The 20,698-nt window shown below is 57.6% G+C and carries 20 protein-coding genes; 14 read left to right on the forward strand and 6 right to left on the reverse strand.

The genetic code is table 11. The features are described 5' to 3' along the window. Nucleotides 1–113 precede the first annotated feature (113 nt). The 3 genes from CWM61_RS07725 to panM all read right to left on the reverse strand — a co-directional run bounded on the left by CWM61_RS07725 (nt 114) and on the right by panM (nt 3,401). Complete coding sequence (locus CWM61_RS07725; RefSeq protein WP_100631025.1) at nt 114–2,159, reverse strand: DUF2207 domain-containing protein; 2,046 nt, start codon at nt 2,157–2,159, stop codon at nt 114–116. A 3-nt stretch (nt 2,160–2,162) separates the two neighbouring features. Next, entirely contained in the window at nt 2,163–2,705 is a 543-nt protein-coding gene (locus tag CWM61_RS07730) for a LemA family protein (protein WP_074387036.1), read from the reverse strand. Between the two features lie 312 nt (nt 2,706–3,017). Next, a complete protein-coding gene (gene panM, locus CWM61_RS07735; RefSeq protein ID WP_064180469.1) occupies nt 3,018–3,401 on the reverse strand; it encodes an aspartate 1-decarboxylase autocleavage activator PanM in 384 nt (127 codons plus the stop codon). Between the two features lie 423 nt (nt 3,402–3,824). On the opposite strand from panM, the gene livK reads away from it, so the two are divergent. The 10 genes from livK (at nt 3,825) to ugpQ (ending at nt 13,921) form a co-directional block, all read left to right on the forward strand. After that, nucleotides 3,825–4,934: a high-affinity branched-chain amino acid ABC transporter substrate-binding protein LivK gene (livK, locus tag CWM61_RS07750; RefSeq protein WP_002920808.1), complete on the forward strand. Its 1,110-nt coding sequence runs from the start codon at nt 3,825–3,827 to the stop codon at nt 4,932–4,934. A 61-nt stretch (nt 4,935–4,995) separates the two neighbouring features. After that, nucleotides 4,996–5,922 (forward strand): high-affinity branched-chain amino acid ABC transporter permease LivH, encoded by a 927-nt coding sequence (gene livH, locus CWM61_RS07755; RefSeq protein WP_002920807.1) that lies wholly within the window; start codon nt 4,996–4,998, stop codon nt 5,920–5,922. Then, nucleotides 5,919–7,196: a branched chain amino acid ABC transporter permease LivM gene (gene livM / locus CWM61_RS07760; protein ID WP_008806971.1), complete on the forward strand. Its 1,278-nt coding sequence runs from the start codon at nt 5,919–5,921 to the stop codon at nt 7,194–7,196. Before livH ends, livM begins: the two co-directional genes overlap by 4 nt. Continuing rightward, nucleotides 7,193–7,960: a high-affinity branched-chain amino acid ABC transporter ATP-binding protein LivG gene (livG, locus tag CWM61_RS07765; protein WP_008806972.1), complete on the forward strand. Its 768-nt coding sequence runs from the start codon at nt 7,193–7,195 to the stop codon at nt 7,958–7,960. Before livM ends, livG begins: the two co-directional genes overlap by 4 nt. Nucleotide 7,961: 1 nt before the next feature. Continuing rightward, nucleotides 7,962–8,675, forward strand: a complete 714-nt coding sequence (gene livF, locus CWM61_RS07770) for a high-affinity branched-chain amino acid ABC transporter ATP-binding protein LivF (protein WP_100631027.1) — start codon at nt 7,962–7,964, stop codon at nt 8,673–8,675. Between the two features lie 284 nt (nt 8,676–8,959). Then, nucleotides 8,960–10,276: a sn-glycerol-3-phosphate ABC transporter substrate-binding protein UgpB gene (gene ugpB / locus CWM61_RS07775; RefSeq protein ID WP_061153075.1), complete on the forward strand. Its 1,317-nt coding sequence runs from the start codon at nt 8,960–8,962 to the stop codon at nt 10,274–10,276. 106 nt (nt 10,277–10,382) lie between these two features. Beyond that, complete coding sequence (gene ugpA, locus CWM61_RS07780) at nt 10,383–11,270, forward strand: sn-glycerol-3-phosphate ABC transporter permease UgpA (RefSeq protein ID WP_074387038.1); 888 nt, start codon at nt 10,383–10,385, stop codon at nt 11,268–11,270. Beyond that, a complete protein-coding gene (gene ugpE, locus CWM61_RS07785; protein ID WP_064323935.1) occupies nt 11,267–12,112 on the forward strand; it encodes a sn-glycerol-3-phosphate ABC transporter permease UgpE in 846 nt (281 codons plus the stop codon). The genes ugpA and ugpE overlap by 4 nt, the downstream gene beginning before the upstream one ends. 1 nt (nt 12,113) lies before the next feature. Next, a complete protein-coding gene (locus CWM61_RS07790) occupies nt 12,114–13,184 on the forward strand; it encodes a sn-glycerol-3-phosphate import ATP-binding protein UgpC (RefSeq protein WP_044649551.1) in 1,071 nt (356 codons plus the stop codon). Further along, the gene (gene ugpQ / locus CWM61_RS07795) at nt 13,181–13,921 is read left to right on the forward strand and encodes a glycerophosphodiester phosphodiesterase (protein WP_061153079.1); all 741 of its coding nucleotides are present in this window, start codon (nt 13,181–13,183) and stop codon (nt 13,919–13,921) included. The genes CWM61_RS07790 and ugpQ overlap by 4 nt, the downstream gene beginning before the upstream one ends. Before the next feature lie 23 nt (nt 13,922–13,944). Here the strand turns inward: ugpQ and CWM61_RS07800 are convergent, their stop codons facing one another. Then, nucleotides 13,945–14,265 carry a DUF2756 family protein gene (locus CWM61_RS07800; protein WP_100631028.1) on the reverse strand — a complete coding sequence of 107 codons (321 nt, stop codon included), beginning with the start codon at nt 14,263–14,265 and terminating at the stop codon, nt 13,945–13,947. 123 nt (nt 14,266–14,388) lie between these two features. On the opposite strand from CWM61_RS07800, the gene ggt reads away from it, so the two are divergent. Further along, nucleotides 14,389–16,134: a gamma-glutamyltransferase gene (ggt, locus tag CWM61_RS07805; protein ID WP_100631029.1), complete on the forward strand. Its 1,746-nt coding sequence runs from the start codon at nt 14,389–14,391 to the stop codon at nt 16,132–16,134. 466 nt (nt 16,135–16,600) lie between these two features. On the opposite strand, the gene yhhY is transcribed toward ggt, so the two are convergent. Both yhhY and CWM61_RS29105 read right to left on the reverse strand, forming a co-directional pair. Continuing rightward, a complete protein-coding gene (yhhY, locus tag CWM61_RS07815) occupies nt 16,601–17,089 on the reverse strand; it encodes an N-acetyltransferase (protein WP_004181470.1) in 489 nt (162 codons plus the stop codon). A 189-nt stretch (nt 17,090–17,278) separates the two neighbouring features. After that, complete coding sequence (locus CWM61_RS29105) at nt 17,279–17,548, reverse strand: hypothetical protein (protein WP_165785150.1); 270 nt, start codon at nt 17,546–17,548, stop codon at nt 17,279–17,281. A 51-nt stretch (nt 17,549–17,599) separates the two neighbouring features. Here CWM61_RS29105 and CWM61_RS07820 point away from each other — a divergent pair, with 51 nt between their 5' ends. The 3 genes from CWM61_RS07820 (at nt 17,600) to gntR (ending at nt 20,564) form a co-directional block, all read left to right on the forward strand. Then, the gene (locus CWM61_RS07820; protein ID WP_074387041.1) at nt 17,600–18,637 is read left to right on the forward strand and encodes an oxidoreductase; all 1,038 of its coding nucleotides are present in this window, start codon (nt 17,600–17,602) and stop codon (nt 18,635–18,637) included. Between the two features lie 121 nt (nt 18,638–18,758). Beyond that, entirely contained in the window at nt 18,759–19,454 is a 696-nt protein-coding gene (locus CWM61_RS07825) for a pirin family protein (RefSeq protein WP_061153085.1), read from the forward strand. A gap of 114 nt (nt 19,455–19,568) precedes the next feature. Next, nucleotides 19,569–20,564 carry a gluconate operon transcriptional repressor GntR gene (gene gntR, locus CWM61_RS07830; protein ID WP_002920777.1) on the forward strand — a complete coding sequence of 332 codons (996 nt, stop codon included), beginning with the start codon at nt 19,569–19,571 and terminating at the stop codon, nt 20,562–20,564. Nucleotides 20,565–20,698 lie beyond the last annotated feature (134 nt).

The following is a 20,698-nucleotide window of genomic DNA, read 5'->3' on the forward strand; positions in this document are numbered from 1 at the left end:
CTCGGGGATGTCGGGTCTTGACGCCTTTTTGCAACGCGAAATGCTGGGTTAAATGAGTGGGGGCCTTTCACGCCGCAGCTTTATTGGCCGGATAAATGCTATCCGGCCTTCTCTTACCAGCCACCGCCACCACCACCACCGGAACCGCCGCCTGACGATCCGCCGCCGGAAGAGCCGGAACCGCTATAGCCCGACCCTGAAGAGCCACCTTCTGAACGCTGCACCGGCTTCTCGCTAGCGGCGGAATGACAGCGCTGGTAGAAATGATGCATGTCCTGCCAGTCCGTCTGCTGTAACACTTCCGACATCGCGCCGGTGCTGCTTAAGTATCGGGCAAAAGTGTTCGCCAGGGTCTTTCCTACACCGAGCGCCAGAGCGACCGGCAGCAGGCTTTCAAAGTGCGCGACCATCTGGTCAGGTGGATAAAGTGTCTGATAACGCTTCTCTTCGGCCGTTTTAATATACCGTTTCAACCCTTTGGCGACGGCCAGATCGTTTAACCCCTTCTGCGTATAGCGTGGTGTTTTCCAGGCGACGAGCGCACACAGCGCGATGGCGGTTAACAAGGCGCCCAGGTACCCGGCAGGAAGTTGGGTGATGGGTAACATGCCGAGCAGGAAAACGCCTCCCGCCACGGTGGCGAAAGGGCTAAATACCAGCGCCATCAGGATCATAACTGGTCCCAAACTACGCAATGTTTTCATCGGGTTGCGTAAAAACTTCAGGCACAAGTACGTCATCACACCGCCGACCGATACAAACAGCAGACTGGGAACGGTGAGCGCCGCTGCCGCCGGGCTAAATCCGATGCCGCAAACGATCGGAACCAGCAGAGCAATATAAATACAATGACGCAGCGGTTTACCCCATGTCCGGCACAGCTGCGGTTTCTGCTCTTCACAACATTTTTCCAGCCACCGGCGCGCGTTTTGCATCAACGTTTGATGGGGCGTACTGAGATTGATGTTCTTACGTTTCGCGCTGAAAAGCAGGCTCATCAGCTGCTTCTCTATGGGATTCAGCGGTTTATGCTTTTCGTCTGGCTGGCGGGAAAGCCACTGCTCATCAACAGGGGATGAGGACCATGCGCCTTTGGTTTGGCTTTTTTTCCTCGTCAATGTGATGGCTCGTTTGGCTACCAGCCCCAGTAAATCGCTACTGAATGCCACATCGTCATACTTACGTTGCGTAATAAAGCGCAGATAGCCTGGCGACATCGCGGCGGGCAGCGAAAATTGCGGCGTCACCGGCGGCATTTTTAAACCCGTCGCCGTGACGTTTTTGCGCCACCACAGCCAGTAGTAGCCAACAAGCAGTAGCAGGGGAAGCCAGATAACGCTGGTGGCCAGCGTCGGCACCAGTAAATGAACCAACGGCCAAACCGCTTCGGGGGCGGCGGCATTTGCCAGAATGGCGCGGGGCCAGGTATAGACCACGGTCAGCCCTTCGCCGGCGGCAAGGGGGCGCGACGTTTGTATGCTGCCATCAGGCAGGATGGTCGCATGGTGATCTTTCGCCCCCTGACGACCGGTGTAAACATCAATGGTGCGCAACCTTGCATCTCTGCCATCCGCATTCAACTGCCCGGCGGCGTCAGGCAGTGCAAGCTGGAAACGGGCTTTCCCGATTGGCCAGCTCCAGTCGTTGCCTGTCACGTTCCAGTAAAGCTCATCCCAGTCGGTGAAGCGGCTGAAATGGTGGCTAACCTGATAGCGAATTTCATAGTTATAAATACCTGGCTTCAGGGTGTGATCGGCGCTGCCAATGCGCACGGTCAGCGTTTTTGTCGTGCGATCGAGGCTGTAGGGTTCCGGGAGTCTATTGCGCGAGACCGATTTGATGGCGTAATTAACGCTAAAAATTTTGCCGTCCTGACGGTGCCAGTTGAGAGGCAACGTGCGGAAAATCCCCCGACGGATCTCCTTTCCCAGGGCCAGCACGGTGATATTTTCCCGCATCTCCATGCTGCCATTTGGCTGAAAACGCGCCAGGGAATCGAAAAAGAGAATATGTTCATACGCGGGGACCCGGCGGGCATTAGCCGGGGGTGGCGACGCCTCGGTGATAGCTTTATCGTCGCTGACGGCTAAGCCAGAGATGCTCAACAGCAGCAGCAACAGGCCAATACTGCGCAGTATCCGCATGGACCAGGTGGACATGGGTCACTCCATCCGTGGCAATTTGGCTTCTTCAGGGGACTCCAGTTCAAAGAAAAGTTCCGCCCTGAAGCTAAACAGGCGGGCCAGCAGCAGGCTGGGAAAAGACTCCACCAGAATATTAAACTCGCGGACCGTGGCGTTGAAGTAACGGCGGGCCATCTGCAGCTGTTCTTCTATTTCGCTAAGGGATTGCTGCAGCGAGAGGAAGTTTTCGCTGGCTTTGAGTTCCGGATAGGCTTCCGCCAGGGCGAATATACGGCTCAACGTTCCGGCATATTGCTGCTCGCTGTCGGCCACCTGTCGGGGATTGCCGATCAGGACGCTGCGCTGGCGGCCGATCTCTTCCAGCAGCTCTTTTTCGTGCTGCGCATAGCGTTTGACCAGACTGAACAGGTTGGGCGCCAGATCGTGACGGCGCTTGAGCTGGACGGCAATACCGCTCCAGGCTTCATCTTTGAAACGGCGTAGAGAGATAAAACGGTTATAAGTGAAGATCGCCCAGATAAGGATCACGGCGACAATAGCCAGCCCGATAGACATTTCCATATGTTTGTTCCATGTTGACTGCTGATGATCGCGTTGCGCTGAATACTTTCTGCGCAATTTTACGCGTCAGCGAATCTTACCTCACGTGAAGCGCAGGGGAAACGTGCACTCGCGCGTTAAATTCTGAAATATCATGCGGGCCTTTGCCCTGGTGAATATCTGACAGGCCAATCCGCAGCTTCGCGTTCGGGGCACCATGGCATTATCGTCGCAGTATGAAATAAACAAGCCCAGCCGTTTACCCGCGGCTGGGCTTTATTCCGTTGCCGGGAGGCAACAAACAAGCGCTGTGTTACCCGACGAACGCTTTTCTTAATGCTTTTCCCAACCGGTCTGCTGGGCGCTAAAGCCGAGTGCCTGCATAAATGCGGCCATCACACCGCGGTCTTCCACCCCGTGGTCGGCGACGCGCCAGCTATTGATGGCCGGGTTATCTCGCAACGTCTCTTCCACTAAGTATTGCCCGACGCCGCGGCGGCGGGTCACTTCACGCACGCACAGATCGCTGAGCTCGGCTTCGACGCCGCGCAGGGTGACGCGCACAGCGCCCAGCAGGCGCTCGTTAAAGCGGGCGGCGTAGAGACGATGATTCTCGTCCAGGGTTAACGTCGACAGATCCTGCGACGGCCAGATTTTCCCCAGGTCGATGCGATCCTGATCGGTGAAGTGCTGTAAACGGATAATGGTCAGTTTCATGGGCGGCAAATCCAGTGCAAAACAGAGGCGCCAGTGTACCCAAAATTGCTGTCTGGCGGAGCGCTGTTTTTTGCGCGTACATCAGGGGATTCGTTTTCCGGATGTAGTCAGGGTAGCGCAATCCGTCATGGATCGAAAAATAAGCAGAATTTTAACCTAATGTGCAGCGTTTTATTCCGCCTTATGTATCGTTATTTTATGCTGCAGGATGGACTTTTTTTTGTTTATCTTCACCAAAATACAGAATATTATCTTTGCTTAATCGACTGAAAAATAGAGATTTTAATCTGTTTTTTAGTGAAAAGCTGCGCTAAACCATTAAACTCAATGGTAAAAATGGCGTTGTTTAATAAAAGCACAGAATGCTTTTTAACCATAAAAATACAAAACATTTACACCACATCACGAACGGGGTTCTGCAGCATGAAAAGGAACGCGAAAACCATCGTCGCGGGCATTGTCGCATTAGCGATGTCGCACGCGGCGATGGCCAAGGATATTAAGGTCGCCGTCGTCGGCGCGATGTCGGGTCCGGTGGCCCAGTGGGGCGACATGGAGTTCAATGGCGCGCGTCAGGCGATTAAAGACATCAACGCCAGCGGCGGCATTAAGGGTGACAAGCTGGTGGCCGTCGAATATGACGACGCCTGCGATCCGAAGCAAGCGGTCGCGGTGGCCAACAAAATCGTCAACGACGGCATTCAGTACGTTATCGGCCACCTGTGCTCCTCTTCCACTCAGCCGGCTTCCGACATCTATGAGGATGAAGGCATCCTGATGATCTCCCCGGGAGCGACCAACCCGGAGCTGACCCAGCGCGGCTATCAGTACATCATGCGTACCGCCGGCCTCGACTCCTCGCAAGGGCCGACCGCGGCGAAATATATCGTCGAGAAAGTGAAACCGCAGCGTATCGCCATCATTCATGACAAGCAGCAGTACGGCGAAGGGCTGGCGCGTTCGGTGCAGGACAACCTGAAAAAAGCCGGGGCCAACATCGTCTTCTTCGACGGCATCACCGCGGGGGAAAAAGATTTCTCCGCCCTGCTGGCGCGCCTGAAGAAAGAGAACATCGACTTCGTCTACTACGGCGGCTACTACCCGGAAATGGGCCAGATGCTGCGCCAGGCGCGCTCCGTTGGGCTGAAAACCGTGTTTATGGGGCCGGAAGGGGTCGGCAACGCCTCGCTGTCCAATATCGCGGGCGCCGCGGCGGAAGGGATGCTGGTGACGATGCCAAAACGCTACGATCAGGATCCTGCCAACAGCGCCATCGTCAACGCGCTGAAAGCGGAGAAGAAAGATCCGAGCGGGCCGTACGTCTGGATCACCTATGCCGCCGTTCAGTCGCTGGCGCAGGCGATGGACAGAACTGGCAGCCAGCAGCCGCTGGATTTAATCAAAGATTTGAAAGCGCACGGGGCGAAAACCGTGATTGGGCCGCTGACCTGGGATGAAAAAGGCGATCTGAAGGGATTTGAGTTTGGTGTCTTCCAGTGGCACGCCGACGGCTCTTCGAGCGCGGCGAAATAAGCGCTAAAGACGAGTTATCCCTCCGCCCGCGAGCCGCGGGCGGTTTGAAAAAGGTTACCTTATGTCCGAGCAGTTTCTCTATTTTCTGCAGCAGATGTTTAACGGCGTCACGCTGGGCAGTACCTACGCGCTGATCGCCATCGGCTATACGATGGTGTACGGCATTATCGGCATGATCAACTTCGCCCACGGCGAGGTCTACATGATTGGCAGCTATGTCTCTTTCATGATCATCGCCGCGCTGATGATGATGGGCATCGACACCAGCTGGCTGCTGGTCGCCGCCGGATTCGTGGGCGCCATTGTGATTGCCAGCGCCTACGGCTGGAGTATCGAGCGCGTGGCCTATCGGCCGGTGCGTAACTCTAAGCGTCTGATTGCGCTGATCTCCGCTATCGGGATGTCTATCTTCCTGCAGAACTATGTCAGCCTGACTCAGGGGTCGCGCGACGTGGCGCTGCCGAGCCTGTTTAACGGCCAGTGGGTCGTCGGCCACAGCGACAGTTTCTCCGCGACGATCACCACCATGCAACTGGTGATCTGGGTGGTGACCTTTATCGCCATGCTGGCCCTGACGCTGTTTATTCGCTACTCGCGGATGGGGCGCGCCTGCCGCGCCTGCGCCGAAGACCTGAAAATGGCGAGCCTGCTCGGCATTAACACCGACCGCGTCATTGCCCTGACTTTTGTCATTGGCGCAGCGATGGCGGCGGTGGCGGGCGTGCTGCTCGGTCAGTTCTACGGCGTGATTAACCCCTACATCGGCTTTATGGCCGGGATGAAGGCCTTCACCGCCGCCGTGCTTGGCGGTATCGGCAGTATCCCTGGCGCGATGATCGGCGGCCTGATCCTGGGTATTGCCGAGGCGCTCTCTTCTGCCTATCTCAGCACCGAATATAAGGACGTCGTTTCCTTCGCGCTGCTGATTCTGGTGCTGTTAGTGATGCCGACCGGCATTCTGGGCCGCCCGGAGGTAGAAAAAGTATGAAACCGATGCAAATTGCAATGGCGCTGCTGTCTGCCGTGATGTTCTTCATTCTGGCGGGCGTCTTTATGGGCGTGCAGCTGGAGCTGGACGGCACCAAACTGGTGGTCGATACCGCCGCCGATATTCGCTGGCAGTGGATCTTTATTGGCACCGCGGTGGTCTTTTTCTTCCAGTTGCTGCGGCCGCTGTTCCAGAAAGCGGTTAAGAACGTCTCCGGGCCGAAGTTTATTATGCCGGCGATTGACGGCTCGACGGTGAAGCAGAAGCTGTTCCTGATAGCCCTGCTGGTGATTGCCGTGGCATGGCCGTTTATGGTGTCGCGCGGCACGGTGGATATCGCCACGCTGACGATGATCTATATCATCCTCGGCCTCGGGCTGAACGTGGTGGTCGGCCTTTCCGGCTTGCTGGTGCTGGGCTACGGTGGGTTCTACGCCATCGGCGCGTATACCTTCGCGCTGCTGAACCACTATTACGGTCTCGGCTTCTGGACCTGTCTGCCGCTGGCTGGCCTGGTCTCCGCGGCGGCCGGCTTCCTGCTGGGCTTCCCGGTGCTGCGTCTGCGCGGCGACTACCTGGCGATTGTGACCTTAGGCTTCGGTGAAATTGTGCGTATTCTGCTGCTCAACAATACCGAGATCACTGGCGGGCCGAACGGCATCAGCCAGATCCCGAAACCGACTTTCTTCGGCCTTGAATTTAGCCGTACCGCCCGCGAAGGCGGCTGGGATACCTTCAGCAATTTCTTCGGCGTCAAATACGATCCCTCCGACCGGGTGATTTTCCTCTACCTGGTGGCGCTGCTGCTGGTCGTGCTCAGCCTGTTCGTCATCAACCGCCTGCTGCGAATGCCGCTGGGGCGGGCGTGGGAAGCGCTGCGTGAAGATGAGATCGCCTGTCGTTCGCTGGGCCTGAGCCCGACGCGCATCAAGCTGACCGCCTTTACCATCAGCGCCGCGTTTGCTGGCTTCGCCGGGACGCTGTTCGCTGCGCGCCAGGGCTTCGTCAGCCCGGAATCCTTCACCTTCGCCGAGTCGGCCTTCGTGCTGGCGATCGTGGTGCTGGGCGGGATGGGCTCGCAGTTCGCGGTGATCCTCGCGGCTATTCTGCTGGTGGTGTCGCGCGAGCTGATGCGTGACTTCAACGAATACAGCATGTTAATGCTCGGCGGCCTGATGGTGCTGATGATGATCTGGCGCCCGCAGGGGCTGCTGCCAATGACGCGCGTGCAGTTGAAGCTGAAGAACGGTCAGGCGAAAGGAGAGCAGGCATGAGTCAGCCATTATTATCCGTCAGCGGCCTGATGATGCGTTTCGGCGGTCTGCTGGCCGTCAACAATGTGTCGCTGGAGCTCAGAGAGCGCGAGATTGTCTCGCTGATCGGCCCCAACGGCGCCGGGAAGACCACCGTCTTTAACTGCCTGACCGGTTTTTACAAGCCCACTGGCGGCACCATTATGCTGCGCGACCAGCACCTGGAAGGGCTGCCGGGTCAGCAGATTGCGCGGATGGGCGTGGTGCGGACCTTCCAGCACGTGCGTCTGTTCCGCGAAATGACGGTGATTGAAAACCTGCTGGTGGCGCAGCATCAGCAGCTGAAAACCGGGCTCTTCTCCGGCCTGCTGAAAACGCCGGCCTTCCGTCGGGCGCAGAGCGAAGCGCTGGACAGGGCCGCCACCTGGCTGGAGCGTATCGGCCTGCTGGAGCACGCCAACCGTCAGGCCAGCAACCTGGCCTACGGCGACCAGCGCCGGCTGGAAATTGCCCGCTGCATGGTGACCCAGCCGGAAATTCTGATGCTCGATGAACCGGCGGCGGGGCTGAACCCGAAAGAGACCAAAGAGCTGGACGAGCTTATCGCCGAGCTGCGTAACCATCACAACACCACCATCCTGCTTATCGAACACGATATGAAGCTGGTGATGGGCATTTCCGATCGCATCTACGTCGTGAACCAGGGGACACCGCTGGCCAACGGGACGCCGGAAGAGATTCGTAATAACCCGGACGTGATCCGCGCATACCTTGGTGAGGCATAAGATGGAAAACGCGATGTTAACTTTTGACAACGTCAGCGCCCACTACGGCAAGATTCAGGCGCTGCACAACGTCAGCCTGCAAATCAAGCAGGGCGAGATCGTGACGCTTATCGGCGCCAACGGCGCGGGGAAAACCACGTTGCTCGGTACGCTGTGCGGCGACCCGCGTGCGTCAAGCGGACGCATTGTCTTTGACGGTAAGGATATTACCGACTGGCAGACGGCGAAAATCATGCGTGAAGCGGTGGCGATCGTCCCGGAAGGGCGGCGCGTCTTTTCACGCATGACGGTGGAAGAGAACCTGGCGATGGGCGGTTTCTTTGCCGACCGCGATCAGTTCCAGACCCGTATCAAATGGGTGTATGAATTGTTCCCACGTCTGCTCGAACGCCGCATCCAGCGCGCCGGGACCATGTCCGGCGGCGAGCAGCAGATGCTGGCGATCGGTCGCGCCCTGATGAGCCAGCCGCGCCTGCTGCTGCTGGATGAACCGTCGCTGGGGCTGGCGCCGATCATCATTCAGCAGATTTTCGACACCATCGAGCAGCTGCGCGAGCAGGGAATGACTATCTTCCTGGTTGAGCAGAACGCCAACCAGGCGCTGAAGCTGGCCGACCGCGGCTACGTGCTGGAGAACGGCCACGTGGTGCTGGAGGATACCGGCGACGCGCTGCTGGCCAACGAGGCGGTGCGCAGCGCCTATCTCGGCGGTTAGTTCATCGCAACCCGGCGGCGCTTCGCTTGGCCGGGCTACCCAAGCCGTTGTAGCCCGGGCGAGGCGCTTGCGCCGACCCCGGGAGCCAATCGCACGAATATTATCCGTGTCTCAGCTCCCACTTTACCTCCCCCGTCCTTTCATCGGCTTGTCATCTCTCTGACCCGTTACTATCTTTTTTTTGTAATAAAAGAGTTATTTTTCTGTAATTCGAACATGTCATGTTACCCCGCGAGCATAAAACGCGTGAAATCGCGCATCCGGCACAACAAGAGAGATAACCGATGATATCGTTACGACATACAGCTTTAGGACTGGCGCTGAGCCTGGCTTTTGCCGGTCAGGCCCTGGCGGTTACCACCATCCCATTCTGGCACTCAATGGAAGGCGAGCTGGGTAAAGAAGTGGATTCTCTGGCGCAACGCTTTAACGCGGCCAATCCTGATTACAAAATCGTTCCGGTATACAAAGGCAACTATGAACAGAGCCTGAGTGCCGGTATCGCCGCTTTCCGTACCGGCAACGCCCCGGCGATCCTGCAGGTGTATGAAGTCGGCACCGCGACCATGATGGCGTCAAAAGCCATTAAGCCGGTGTACCAGGTGTTTAGCGAGGCAGGCATCAAGTTTGATGAATCGCAGTTCGTGCCGACGGTGGCCGGGTATTACACCGATTCAAAAACCGGCCATTTACTCTCCCAGCCGTTTAACAGTTCTACCCCGGTGCTGTACTACAACAAAGACGCCTTCAAAAAAGCCGGTTTAGATCCGGAGCAGCCGCCGAAGACCTGGCAGGATCTGGCGGCCTACACCGCGAAGCTGAAAGCCGCCGGGATGAAGTGCGGGTACGCCAGCGGCTGGCAGGGCTGGATCCAGATTGAAAACTTCAGCGCCTGGCACGGTCTGCCGGTGGCCACGAAGAATAACGGCTTCGACGGTACCGACGCGGTTCTGGAGTTCAACAAGCCGGAGCAGGTGAAGCATATCGCTCTGCTCGAAGAGATGAATAAGAAGGGCGATTTCAGCTACTTCGGGCGCAAAGACGAGTCCACCGAGAAGTTCTATAACGGTGACTGCGGGATTACTACCGCGTCATCCGGCTCGCTGGCTGATATTCGTCAGTACGCCAAATTCAACTACGGCGTCGGCATGATGCCATACGATGCCGACGTGAAAGGCGCGCCGCAGAATGCCATCATCGGCGGGGCCAGCCTGTGGGTGATGCAGGGTAAAGACAAAGAGACTTACACCGGCGTGGCGAAGTTCCTCGACTTCCTGACCAAACCGGAAATCGCCGCCGAATGGCACCAGAAAACCGGCTATCTGCCGATCACCACTGCGGCCTACGATCTGACGCGCCAGCAGGGCTTCTATGATAAGAACCCGGGCGCCGATATCGCCACCCGCCAGATGCTGAACAAGCCGCCGTTGCCGTTCACCAAAGGCCTGCGCCTGGGCAACATGCCGCAAATCCGCACTATCGTCGATGAAGAGCTGGAGAGCGTGTGGACCGGCAAGAAAACCCCGCAACAGGCGCTGGATTCCGCCGTTCAGCGTGGGAATCAGCTGCTGCGCCGCTTCGAGCAAGCGACCAAATCGTAATCTGTAACTTGCCCGGTGGCGCTGCGCTTACCGGGCCTACGATGTGCCCTATGTAGGCCGGGTAAGGCGTAGCCGCCACCCGGCATTGTTCAGGAACCCAATCTCAATGTCATCAACCCGTCCGGTATTCCGCTCGCGTTGGCTGCCCTATGTGCTGGTCGCGCCGCAGCTGATTATCACGCTGATTTTCTTTATCTGGCCCGCGGGCGAAGCGCTGTGGTACTCGCTGCAGAGTGTCGATCCGTTTGGCCTTTCCAGCCAGTTTGTCGGCCTGGATAACTTCGTCACCCTGTTCCACGACCCGTACTATTTGGACTCGTTCTGGACGACCATAAAATTCAGCACCCTGGTAACCGTCAGCGGCCTGCTTATTTCGCTGTTTTTTGCCGCGCTGGTCGACTACGTGGTGCGCGGCAGCCGCTTCTATCAGACGTTGATGCTGCTGCCGTATGCTGTGGCCCCCGCCGTCGCGGCAGTGCTGTGGATCTTCCTCTTCAACCCCGGGCGCGGGCTGATCACCCATTTCCTCGGCGAGCTGGGCTACGACTGGAACCACGCGCAGAACAGCGGCCAGGCGATGTTCCTGGTGGTCTTCGCCTCGGTATGGAAGCAGATAAGCTACAACTTCCTGTTCTTCTTCGCCGCGCTGCAGTCGATCCCGCGTTCGCTGGTTGAGGCCGCCGCCATCGACGGCGCCGGGCCGATTCGTCGCTTCTTTAAGCTGGCGCTGCCATTGATTGCGCCGGTGAGCTTCTTCCTGCTGGTGGTCAACCTGGTTTACGCCTTCTTCGACACCTTCCCGGTGATCGATGCCGCCACCGCCGGCGGCCCGGTGCAGGCCACCACCACCTTGATCTACAAAATCTATCGCGAAGGTTTTGCCGGGCTCGATCTTTCCGCTTCCGCCGCGCAGTCGGTGGTGCTGATGTTCCTCGTCATTATCCTGACGGTGGTGCAGTTCCGTTACGTTGAAAGTAAGGTGCGTTACCAATGATTGAGAACCGTCGCGGGCTGACGATTTTCAGCCACACCATGCTCATTCTGGGTATTGCCGTCATTTTATTTCCGCTGTACGTCGCCTTCGTGGCGGCGACGCTGGATAACCAATCGGTGTTCGAAACGCCGATGACCCTGATCCCCGGCGGCCATCTGCTGGAGAACATGAAGACCATCTGGGTGAACGGCGTCGGCGTCAACAGCGCGCCGTTCTGGCTGATGATGCTCAACAGTTTCATCATGGCGTTTGGCATTACGCTGGGCAAAATCGTGGTGTCGATGCTTTCGGCTTTCGCCATCGTCTGGTTCCGCTTTCCGCTGCGTAACCTGTTCTTCTGGATGATCTTTATCACCCTGATGCTGCCGGTCGAGGTGCGTATTTTCCCGACGGTGGAGGTCATCGCTAACCTCAAAATGCTCGACAGCTACGCCGGCTTAACGCTGCCGTTGATGGCTTCGGCCACCGCCACCTTCCTGTTCCGCCAGTTCTTTATGACCCTGCCGGACGAACTGATTGAAGCGGCGCGCATCGATGGCGCTTCGCCGATGCGTTTCTTTCGCGACATCGTGCTGCCGCTGTCGAAAACCAATCTTGCGGCGCTGTTCGTCATCACCTTTATCTACGGCTGGAACCAGTATCTGTGGCCGTTGCTGATTATTCAGGATGTGAATCTTGGCACCGCCGTCGCCGGTATCAAAGGCATGATCGCCACCGGCGAAGGCACCACCCAGTGGAATCAGGTGATGGCGGCGATGCTGCTCACTCTGATCCCGCCGGTTGTCATCGTTTTAGCCATGCAGCGCGCGTTTGTGCGTGGCCTGGTCGATAGTGAGAAATAAAATGGCTGGTTTAAAACTACAGGCAGTAAGCAAAAGCTGGGATGGCAAAACCCAGGTGATTCAACCGCTGACGCTGGACGTGGCGGACGGGGAATTTATCGTCATGGTCGGCCCGTCGGGCTGCGGGAAATCAACGCTGCTGCGGATGGTCGCCGGGCTTGAACGAGTGACCAGCGGCGATATCTGGATCGATCGCAAACGGGTGACTGAGATGGAACCGAAGGATCGCGGCATCGCGATGGTGTTCCAGAACTATGCGCTATATCCGCATATGAGCGTGGAAGAGAACATGGCGTGGGGGCTGAAGATCCGCGGCATGGGGAAGGGACTGATCGCCGAGCGCGTGCAGGAAGCGGCGCGTATTCTGGAGCTGGACGGCCTGCTTAAGCGCCGCCCGCGTGAGCTCTCCGGCGGCCAGCGCCAGCGCGTGGCGATGGGCCGCGCCATTGTGCGTGACCCGGCGGTATTCCTGTTCGACGAACCGCTGTCAAACCTCGATGCCAAACTGCGCGTGCAGATGCGTCTTGAGCTGCAGCAGCTACATCGGCGCCTGAAAACCACTTCGCTGTATGTCACCCACGATCAGGTGGAGGCGATGACCCTCGCCCAGCGGGTGATGGTGATGAATAAAGGTATTGCCGAGCAGATCGGCACCCCGGTGGAAGTGTATGAAAAGCCCGCCAGCCGCTTTGTGGCGAGCTTTATCGGCAGCCCTGCCATGAACCTGCTGGAAGGGCGGGTCAGCGATGACGGCGGCCGCTTCGAGCTGGCCGGTGGCATGGCGTTGCCGATGAATCACGAGCATCGGCGCTACGCCGGGCGTAAAATGACGCTCGGTATCCGCCCGGAGCACTTTATTTTAAGTTCGCAGGCGCAAGGTGGCATTCCGCTGCTGATGGATACCCTGGAAATCTTAGGTGCCGATAACCTCGCCCACGGGCGCTGGGGCGAGCAGAAGCTGGTGGTCAGACTGCCGCATCAGCAGCGCCCGGCGGGCGGCAGCACGCTATGGCTGCATCTGCCCCTGGAACATCTGCACCTCTTTGATGGTGAAACAGGACAACGCGCATGAGTAACTGGCCTTATCCCCGCATCGTCGCCCATCGCGGCGGCGGTAAACTGGCGCCGGAGAACACCCTGGCGGCTATCGACGTCGGCGCCCGCTACGGGCACACGATGATTGAATTTGACGCCAAGCTGTCGAAGGACGGGCAGATCTTTCTGCTGCATGACGATAATCTCGAACGCACCAGCAATGGCTGGGGCGTGGCGGGCGAGCTGGCGTGGGACGATCTGCTGAAGGTCGATGCCGGCAGCTGGTACAGCCGTGAATTTAAGGGCGAGCCGCTGCCGTTGCTCTCTCAGGTGGCGGAGCGCTGCCGCCGTCACGGCATGATGGCGAATATCGAAATTAAGCCGACCACCGGGCTGGGGCCGCAGACCGGCAACGTGGTGGCCCTGGCCGCGCGCGATCTGTGGCAAGGCATGACCGCGCCGCTGCTCTCCTCTTTTGAAATTGATGCCCTGGAAGCGGCGCAGAAAGCCGCGCCCGAGCTGCCGCGCGGGCTGCTGCTGGATGAGTGGCGCGATGACTGGCGCGAATTGACCACCCGGCTGGGCTGCGTGTCGATTCATCTCAACCACAAACTGCTGGATGCGGCGCGGGTGGCAAGCTTGAAACAGGCCGGCCTGCACATTCTGGTGTATACGGTCAATAAACCCCAGCGCGCCGCCGAGCTGCTGCGCTGGGGCGTAGACTGCATCTGCACCGATGCCATTGACGTCATCGGGCCGAATTTCCAGCCTTAAGACGGATTTGCTGCGGCTGACCTTTACGGGTTGGTCTGCCGCAGCATTCCACCGTTGTTGTTCGGTAGCACCTGCTGCTGCGGATTGAGATTGCCGCCCTGGGCCGCACGCTGCTGATTCGTCTGCAACTGGTTTTGCAAATGCTGCTGCTGCGAGCGGGTCTGATTGTTCAGATCCTGCTTCAGCATGCTCTGCTGCTGCTGTTGCTGCACCTTCATCTCATTTTGCATACGCTGCTGGCTGGGCACCACGTAACCCGGCTGGTTAGGGTTGTTATTAATATTGATCGGCTGGGCTAATACGCCAAGCGGCATCAGCGCCGCCAGAAACAGAATCGCTTTCATGGTTTTCTCCTCCCGTGCGTGGGATCACTTAAGTGTACCTCGAATCCGCCATAACAATGATTTTTTAGGAGTTATCAACCAGGCTTAAGCGGGGAATGAAACCTACCTTTCAGGAGTAAGACAATGATAAAAACAACAATATGGCGCCAGGTGGTCATCGCTGCGTTGCTGGCGGGCGGTAGTTTCACCGTCGCCGCCAATCCGCCACCGCCGCCGCCAGTCTCTTATGGCGTAGAGGAAGATGTGTTCCACCCGGTACGCGCCCGGCAGGGGATGGTGGCGTCGGTGGACGCGCTGGCGACCCGCGTCGGCGTGGATATTCTGCGCCAGGGCGGCAACGCTGTCGATGCGGCAGTTGCGGTTGGCTACGCGCTGGCGGTCACCCATCCGCAGGCCGGTAATATCGGCGGCGGCGGTTTTATGCTGCTGCGGACTAAAGACGGCCAGACCACGGCGATCGATTTCCGCGAAATGGCGCCGGAACAGGCCACCCGCGACATGTTCCTTGACGACCAGGGCAACCCGGACAGTAAAAAATCGCTGACTTCGCATCTGGCCTCCGGCACGCCAGGCAGCGTCGCCGGTTTCTCCCTCGCCCTGGAAAAGTACGGCACCATGCCGCTGAACAAAGTGATCCGCCCGGCGATTAAGCTGGCGGAAGAGGGCTTTATTGTTAACGATGCGCTGGCGGACGATCTGAAAACCTACGGCAGCGAAGTGATCCCGCAGCATGAAAACAGTAAAGCGATCTTCTGGAAGAACGGCGAGCCGCTGAAAAAGGGCGATCGACTGGTGCAAAAGAATCTCGGTAAGAGCCTGGAGCTGATTGCTGAGCACGGCCCGGACGCCTTCTATAAAGGGGCCATCGCCGACCAGATCGCTGACGAGATGAAAAAGCACGGCGGGCTTATCAGCAAAGCCGATCTCGCCAGCTATAAGGCCGTCGAGCGTACGCCGATTAGCGGCGACTATCGCGGGTATGAAGTTTACTCCATGCCGCCGCCGTCTTCCGGCGGGATCCACATCGTGCAGATCCTCAATATCCTCGAAAATTTTGATATGCAGAAATATGGCTTTGGCAGCGCTGATGCCATGCAGGTAATGGCGGAGGCGGAGAAACACGCCTATGCCGACCGTTCTGAATATCTCGGCGACCCTGACTTCGTCAAAGTGCCGTGGCAGGCGCTGACCAACAAAGCTTACGCCAAAGCAATTGCCGCCGAGATTGATGTCAACAAGGCCAAACCTTCCAGTCAGATCCGCCCGGGCAAGCTGGCGCCCTATGAAAGTAACCAGACCACCCACTTCTCGGTGGTCGATAAAGAGGGTAATGCGGTGGCGGTGACCTATACGCTGAATACCACCTTTGGCACCGGCATCGTGGCGGGGGACTCCGGCATTCTGCTGAATAACCAGATGGATGACTTCTCGGCGAAGCCCGGCGTGCCTAACGTTTATGGTCTGGTAGGCGGCGACGCCAATGCGGTGGAGCCGAAAAAACGCCCGCTGTCGTCGATGTCGCCGACCATTGTGGTGAAAGACGGCAAAACCTGGCTGGTGACCGGCAGCCCGGGCGGCAGCCGGATCATCACGACCGTGCTGCAGATGGTGGTCAATACCATCGATTTCGGGATGAACGTCGCGGAAGCCACCAACGCGCCGCGCTTCCACCATCAATGGCTGCCGGATGAGCTGCGGGTGGAGAAAGGCTTTAGCCCGGATACCTTGAAGCTACTGGAGGCGAAGGGGCAGAAAGTGGCGCTGAAAGAGGCGATGGGCAGTACCCAGAGCATCATGGTAGGGCCGGACGGCATGCTGTATGGCGCCTCCGATCCACGTTCGCCGGATGATTTAACGGCGGGGTATTGATGTGTTGCCCGGTGGCGCTGCGCTTACCGGGCCTACAACTGTGCGAACGTAGATACTGTTATCGGTTTGCAACTTTTTTGGCCCGGGAAAAACATATGCTTTGTGTTAATTCAGAGCACATTGCGCTCCCGATATTTCTTCTGCGTTATGACTCTCACGGCGCAGGGAGCGCACAGAGGGCGGCCAGTCGCCGCCGCCCTCTGTACTCCCGGGCTCTGGCCGCCAAAATCGCCACTTCGTGGTACCTTCGACTTATCCCGGCAGGCTTCGGGTCGGGCCGAGGCAGCATCCGTGCAAAACACGGCCCTCAGCCCGCATCCATGCGGGCTGCCCCGGCCTTCCGGGAACGTCTCAGCGATTTTGAGGCCCATCAACACCGGCAGTTTCAGCCAGCATGGTGAATAAATTAAAGGCAGGCCGCACGAACGGTAGGCCGGGTAAGGCGAAGCCGCCACCCGGCAACACGCTACTTCATTCTCGCCATATAATACGCATCCACATACTCACCGTTACGCAGCGCGTAACGCCTGCCGGTGCCTTCGATCTCAAAGCCGTACTTCTTATACACCGCAATTGCCGGGGCGTTATCGGCAAACACCGTCAGCTCAATACGCTCGACGCGTAACCAGTTGTCGCACATATCAATCATGGTACGCATCAGCGCGCTGGCGACGCCGCGGTTGTGCCAGCGCGAATCCACGCTGACACCAAAATCGGCGACGTGGCTACGGCGGGGACGTTGGACGACGGCAATGCTCAAATGGCCGACGACTTGCTCATCGATACAGGCCACCAGCTGCTTCACGCCGGGCGTATCGGTTAGCCGCTCCCGCCACATATGTTCGGATGGATGAGGGACCTGTAGCGTGTTGTGATACACCTCCGGCTGGGCGTGAATTTGACGAATCGCGTCAATATCTTTCGGTTCAGCATGGCGTATCACGATGTCACTCATTCCTTGTTCCTCATTCAGGTGAAAAGTCCCTTTAAACATCACTGACTACAGCGTTCGAGTCAACACGCATTATTTGCAAAAAAAAGTAGACAACTGCGAATGAGAATGATTATTATTGCTCTGCATTCAGGAAGACCCCTGCGGAAAGCCTGAAAGCACGACATTGCTCACATTGCTTCCAGTATTACTTTAGCCAGCCGGGTGCTGGCTTTTTTTTTGCGTCTCGCCGACCGGCTCGATGCTTTGCTGTAGATCCGTCAGCAGAGTGAGGATGCTGCTCCTCCGCGGCCAGCCCTGCCACTTCTCCACCGACTTGCCGCCTTGCTCAAGGCTTGTAATGGCAAAGTGATGGTTTAACTTGATGTAAATTAACTCATTATTGATGTGTCCGTCGGAGTGATGCTCGCACGTTTTTTCTGGCGAATCTTCGCGGAAAGCGGACAGAGAGGATGAAGTCATGCCCCGGCTTGCGCTATGGTTGAAGGTAGCTCATCAACTAAGGACAGCGTTATGACTCTGCACTGCGCATTTATTGGCTTCGGCAAAAGTACCACCCGCTACCATCTTCCTTACGTTTTGCACCGCAAAGACCGTTGGCATGTGGCGCATATCTACCGCCGCCGGGCGAAGCCCGAGGAGCAGGCACCGCAGTATTCCCATATCCATTTCACCAGCGATCTTGATGACGTGTTAAACGACCCACAGGTCAATCTGGTGGTGGTCTGCACTCACGCCGACAGCCATTTTGAATATGCGAAAAAGGCGCTGGAGGCGGGGAAAAACGTGCTGGTGGAAAAGCCGTTCACCCCGACGCTGGAGGAGGCCAAAACCCTGTTTGCCCTGGCAAACAGCAAGGGCCTCACGGTGACGCCCTACCAGAATCGTCGCTTCGACTCCTGCTTCCTGACCACCAAAAAGGTGATTGAGAGCGGGAAACTCGGCGAACTGGTGGAGATCGAAAGCCATTTCGATAACTACCGCCCGGTGGCGGAGACCAACCCCGGCGGCCCGCAAAACGGCGAGTTCTATGGTCTCGGCGTGCATACCCTGGATCAGGTAATTTCGCTGTTCGGCCGCCCGGACCATGTCTCTTACGATCTGCGTTCGCTGCGCAATAAAGCCAACCCGGATGACACCTTTGAGGCCCAGTTGTTCTTCGGCGATCTGAAGGCCATCGTTAAGACCAGCCATCTGGTGCAGATCGACTACCCGAAATTTATCGTTCACGGCCATAAAGGTTCGTTTGTGAAATACGGCATTGACCAGCAGGAGACCAGCCTGAAGGCCAATATCATGCCGGGCGAGCCGGGTTTTGGGGCGGACGACAGCGTCGGCGAGCTGGTGTACGTCAACGAGGCGGGGGAGACGGTGCGTGAAGCAGTGCCGCTGGAGACCGGCGACTACGGTCGGGTGTACGACGCGCTGTATGACACCCTCGTCAATGGCCAGCCGAATTACGTCAAGGAATCTGACGTTCTCACCAATATGGAGATCCTGCAGCGCGGCTTTGAGCAGCCTTCTCCGGCCACCATCACCCTGGCAAAATAAGCAAAACGGGCTCCTCGGCGCTTGTTCATATTTTTTGAACAGAGGAGTCAATTTTCACCCTCTATGATCGTCGGCGAAATGGGTCCACACTGAATCCATCGAAAACATACGGGGGTGCAACATGATCTACTTACGCAAAGCGAACGAACGTGGCCACGCTAACCATGGTTGGCTGGATTCCTGGCATACTTTCTCTTTCGCCAACTATTATGACCCGAATTTTATGGGCTTCTCTGCCCTGCGGGTGATTAACGACGACGTCATCGACGCTGGTCAGGGCTTCGGTACCCATCCGCACAAAGATATGGAAATCCTGACTTATGTGCTGGAAGGGGCGGTGGAGCACCAGGACAGCATGGGCAACAAAGAGCAGGTGCCGGCGGGTGAGTTCCAGATCATGAGTGCGGGTACCGGGGTGCGCCACTCTGAGTACAACCCGAGTAAAACCGATCGTCTGCGTCTGTATCAGATCTGGATTATTCCGGAAGAAACCGGCATTACCCCGCGCTACGAGCAACGCCGCTTCGACGCCACGCAGGGTAAACAGCTGGTGTTGTCGCCAGATGCGCGAGATGGCTCGCTGAAAGTGTACCAGGATATGGAGCTGTATCGCTGGGCGCTGCTGAAAGATGAGCAGTCGGTTCATCAGATTGCCGCGGAACGCCGCGTGTGGATCCAGGTCGTCAAAGGTGAAGTGACCATCAACGGTACCAAAGCCACCACCAGCGACGGTTTGGCGATTTGGGACGAGCAGGCGATTTCGGTTCACGCCGACAGCGATAGCGAGATCCTGCTGTTCGATCTGCCGCCGGTTTGATAGTTATCTGAGCCAGGTTAAATAAATTGCGCAGCCTTTTCCGATGTTGGGGAAGGTTGCGCTTTGTCCGTGATAAACTGAGAAAATGTTTCCCCGTTGATCACAGTCAGGACGATGAAAAAGAAAAGACCCGTACTTCAGGATGTAGCCGATCTTGTCGGCGTGACCAAAATGACGGTCAGTCGCTATTTACGCAACCCGGAGCAGGTCTCCGAAGCGCTGCGTGGCAAGATTGCCGTTGCCCTCGATGAACTGGGTTATATTCCCAATCGCGCCCCTGACATTCTCTCCAACGCGACCAGTCGCGCCATCGGCGTGCTGCTGCCATCGTTAACCAACCAGGTCTTCTCGGAAGTGCTGCGCGGTATCGAAAGCGTCACCGACGCCTTCGGCTATCAAACCATGCTGGCGCACTACGGCTATAAGCCGGAAATGGAAGAGAAACGCCTCGAATCGATGCTCTCCTGGAACATTGACGGCCTGATCCTTACCGAACGCACCCATACGCCTCGCACCCTGAAGATGATTGAAGTCGCCGGTATTCCGGTGGTGGAGCTGATGGACAGCCGGTCGCCGTGCCTCGATATCGCCGTCGGGTTTGATAACTTTGAAGCCGCCCGGCAGATGACCGCGGCGATTATCGCCCGCGGCCATCGCCACGTCGCCTATCTGGGGGCGCGTCTCGATGAACGTACTATCATCAAACAGAAGGGGTACGAGCAGGCGATGCTCGACGCCGGGATGACGCCCTATAGCGTGATGGTGGAGCAATCTTCGTCCTACTCGTCGGGGATCGAGCTGATGCGTCAGGCGCGCCGCGAATATCCGCAGCTTGACGGTATCTTCTGTACCAACGATGACCTTGCGGTCGGCGCGGCGTTTGAATGCCAGCGCCTGGGGCTGAAGATCCCCGATGATATGGCGATTGCCGGGTTCCACGGCCACGATATCGGCCAGGTGATGGAGCCGCGGCTGGCCAGCGTCCTGACCCCGCGCGAGCGGATGGGGCGCATCGGCGCCGAACGGCTGCTGGCGCGTATTCGTGGTGAAGCGATTACCCCTAAGATGTTAGATTTAGGTTTCACATTGTCACCGGGCGGATCAATTTAAACTGACAAGTTTGAAGTAGATCACACATATTCACATCTGGCACGAATGGATATTGCTTCTCCACAGGTCCGGCATGACAATGTTACCGATAACAGTTACCCGTAACAATCAACCGATACGCCGCCTTCGCGCTG

The organism is Klebsiella sp. K-Nf6 (genome assembly GCF_002806655.1).
GTDB classification, from domain to species: domain Bacteria; phylum Pseudomonadota; class Gammaproteobacteria; order Enterobacterales; family Enterobacteriaceae; genus Klebsiella; species Klebsiella variicola.

Coding starts and splice junctions, on each gene's coding strand:
- CWM61_RS07725 (WP_100631025.1), bottom strand. CDS start 2,159: ATGTCCACCTGGTCCATGCGGATACTGCGCAGTATTGGCCTGTTGCTG.
- CWM61_RS07730 (WP_074387036.1), bottom strand. CDS start 2,705: ATGGAAATGTCTATCGGGCTGGCTATTGTCGCCGTGATCCTTATCTGG.
- panM (WP_064180469.1), bottom strand. CDS start 3,401: ATGAAACTGACCATTATCCGTTTACAGCACTTCACCGATCAGGATCGC.
- livK (WP_002920808.1), top strand. CDS start 3,825: ATGAAAAGGAACGCGAAAACCATCGTCGCGGGCATTGTCGCATTAGCG.
- livH (WP_002920807.1), top strand. CDS start 4,996: ATGTCCGAGCAGTTTCTCTATTTTCTGCAGCAGATGTTTAACGGCGTC.
- livM (WP_008806971.1), top strand. CDS start 5,919: ATGAAACCGATGCAAATTGCAATGGCGCTGCTGTCTGCCGTGATGTTC.
- livG (WP_008806972.1), top strand. CDS start 7,193: ATGAGTCAGCCATTATTATCCGTCAGCGGCCTGATGATGCGTTTCGGC.
- livF (WP_100631027.1), top strand. CDS start 7,962: ATGGAAAACGCGATGTTAACTTTTGACAACGTCAGCGCCCACTACGGC.
- ugpB (WP_061153075.1), top strand. CDS start 8,960: ATGATATCGTTACGACATACAGCTTTAGGACTGGCGCTGAGCCTGGCT.
- ugpA (WP_074387038.1), top strand. CDS start 10,383: ATGTCATCAACCCGTCCGGTATTCCGCTCGCGTTGGCTGCCCTATGTG.
- ugpE (WP_064323935.1), top strand. CDS start 11,267: ATGATTGAGAACCGTCGCGGGCTGACGATTTTCAGCCACACCATGCTC.
- CWM61_RS07790 (WP_044649551.1), top strand. CDS start 12,114: ATGGCTGGTTTAAAACTACAGGCAGTAAGCAAAAGCTGGGATGGCAAA.
- ugpQ (WP_061153079.1), top strand. CDS start 13,181: ATGAGTAACTGGCCTTATCCCCGCATCGTCGCCCATCGCGGCGGCGGT.
- CWM61_RS07800 (WP_100631028.1), bottom strand. CDS start 14,265: ATGAAAGCGATTCTGTTTCTGGCGGCGCTGATGCCGCTTGGCGTATTA.
- ggt (WP_100631029.1), top strand. CDS start 14,389: ATGATAAAAACAACAATATGGCGCCAGGTGGTCATCGCTGCGTTGCTG.
- yhhY (WP_004181470.1), bottom strand. CDS start 17,089: ATGAGTGACATCGTGATACGCCATGCTGAACCGAAAGATATTGACGCG.
- CWM61_RS29105 (WP_165785150.1), bottom strand. CDS start 17,548: ATGACTTCATCCTCTCTGTCCGCTTTCCGCGAAGATTCGCCAGAAAAA.
- CWM61_RS07820 (WP_074387041.1), top strand. CDS start 17,600: ATGACTCTGCACTGCGCATTTATTGGCTTCGGCAAAAGTACCACCCGC.
- CWM61_RS07825 (WP_061153085.1), top strand. CDS start 18,759: ATGATCTACTTACGCAAAGCGAACGAACGTGGCCACGCTAACCATGGT.
- gntR (WP_002920777.1), top strand. CDS start 19,569: ATGAAAAAGAAAAGACCCGTACTTCAGGATGTAGCCGATCTTGTCGGC.